This window comes from Moorena sp. SIO4E2 (genome assembly GCF_010671945.1).
Taxonomy (GTDB): Bacteria; Cyanobacteriota; Cyanobacteriia; order Cyanobacteriales; family Coleofasciculaceae; genus Moorena; species Moorena producens.
Genome location: NZ_JAAHIE010000964.1, coordinates 1 through 2,104 on the forward strand (window position 1 = coordinate 1; position 2,104 = coordinate 2,104).

The 2,104-nt window shown below is 42.6% G+C and carries 1 protein-coding gene and 1 pseudogene; both read right to left on the reverse strand.

Annotated features, from left to right (window positions below):
* Positions 1-470, reverse strand: a 470-nt coding sequence (locus F6K37_RS39500; RefSeq protein ID WP_287256717.1) for a reverse transcriptase N-terminal domain-containing protein, incomplete at its 3' end; no start/stop codon positions are given.
* A gap of 586 nt (positions 471-1,056) precedes the next feature.
* Positions 1,057-2,043 (reverse strand): annotated as a pseudogene (locus F6K37_RS39505) (RNA-guided endonuclease InsQ/TnpB family protein); the annotation flags it as partial.
* Positions 2,044-2,104 lie beyond the last annotated feature (61 nt).

The window sequence follows — 2,104 nt, forward strand, 5'->3', positions numbered from 1 at the left end:
TGTCCTGGTCTAAACCCGTATGAGTTTGGCTCGAATTTAGCCTCCCATTCAGGTTCCATGGCTTGTTTTGCTAGTGCTTGTAAGGCTCGGTCATATATGGTTGGTATCCCCAAAGGTCGCTTTTCCGTTCCTCCGGGTTTAGGTATCCAAACCCTTCTGGTTGGTTGAGCTTTCCTATAGATTTTCAGGCTGGCTACTAAGGCGAGTCGTTGCTTATTGTTTAAAGCTTTATTCCCGTCTATTCCGGCAGTCTTTTTGCCTTGATTTTCCTGGGTGACCTTCCTGACCGCTAACATTTTAGCTGACCAAGATTTCATTAGAGTCTTTTGGAGCTTTCTTACCACGCGGATGTCGCCACGTTCCGAGGCTCGATATATTCGCTTTTGCAACTTGAATACGGTCATTTCTAGCTTGCGCCAGTTGACTTTCTTCCATTCCGACTGTGGGGCGAACCCCCGAGTTTTAGACATATCAATTGCTACTTACAACCAGATCTTTTCCTAAAACGTGAGTCTGTCTGCGTATCCTGGGCATTACCCCAAGTTTTTGCTTTTGACTCAATCCTGCCCTCATAGACCTTGCGGCTGACTACCTACTCAAGAATCGACCTTCTTAAGAGCGTCTATGGGGGTTACTTCGTTCCTGATAGCCATTGATTGAACTTTTAGGGTTGTATTCTCCACCGGGAGCCTTTTGGTGAAATCATTATGAGAGCGGTTCATCTCATAATCCCGACTCCTTTTTTCTTTTTGAATACTGCGTTTCAGCTCTTTGCGCAGTTCCTTGTTGACGATGGTTCGGACATACATTTCTTTTCGTACCCATGAGTTCTTGCCTGTTATTAACACCACATTTGAGCTAGTAGTGCTTCACTATTCGACCCCGCTTTACCCATAAGGTTGTCACGCTTATAAGTAGGGGTAGGGCTTTCACTCGGATTTCGCGAGGGGAGGGCTTTCACCTCCATGGTTACCAAGTTGTCATAATCCAGATGGACTAAGCAGTTAATCCCCCAGACCTTTATTTAAGGTAAGGTTTCTAACTAACGAATCACACAACCGCCAACAAGCCAGCATTTAAGGCTTTGCTTGCTAGGATTGTCAGAAAGCTTGACCACCCAGCATCTAACACAGATTTAGCTAATCGGGATTTAGCCAGTCCCTTTACGTTCAGTTTTTCGTGAGCTATTAGATCATATTTTGACAGCAAATAATTAGCGGTCTTAAAGTGGAAGTCTTTCCGTTTGTCTGCTACTTTTTTCTGCTGCCTGCCAAGCTGTTTAATAGCTTTGAGTCTATTTTTGCTTCCTTTTTTCCTACGAGATACCCTTTTTTGTATAACCCTCAGTCTTTTTTGAGACTTTCGGTAATATTGTGGAATCCCAATAGTTTCTCCTTCGGAAGTAGTCAAGAACTCCTTAAGACCAACATCGATACCGACTATTGAATCAGGATTAATGTTAGGTTTAACTTCGGGAACAGTTTTATCCTCTAGAGACAAAACCAGATAATACCCGTCACACTTTATGGTGATTGAAGCTGTTTTTATTTTAAATCCATCAGGAACAGGACGATGTAAAACAATTCTGACTTTTCCTATCTTAGGTAAGTCGATTAGGTCGCCCTGTAAGGATCCCTCTTTGATCTGGGGATAAGTAAAGGTGCGGTAGCGGTGTTGTTTTTTGAATCTGGGTCTACCGCTCCTGTTCCCATTTTTATCTCCTTTGACAAATCGGTCGAAAGCTAATTTTACCCGTTTAACGACATCCTGAAGCACCTGTGAATGTATATCCTTGTACCAAGGATGAGTTTTTTTGAGGTTGGGTAAAGTTTTCTTTTGGCTATAGTAGTTCGGGTTATCTCTTAATTCGGGAAGATGGCAAACAAGGGGGCAAGCGTTAATGGAACAGCGATTATGATCGTACCAGCGAAACCGATCAGCTAACAGATAGTTATATTGAGCGCACAACATTGACAGCCAGTGATCTATCTTGGCTTTTTGCTGTTTTGTAGGTTTTAGTCGGTACTGATAAGCTATTCTCATTTGACTTGCTCTTTAGCTTTATCGACCTATAATATTAACAATAAGTACTGCCAAATGGCAA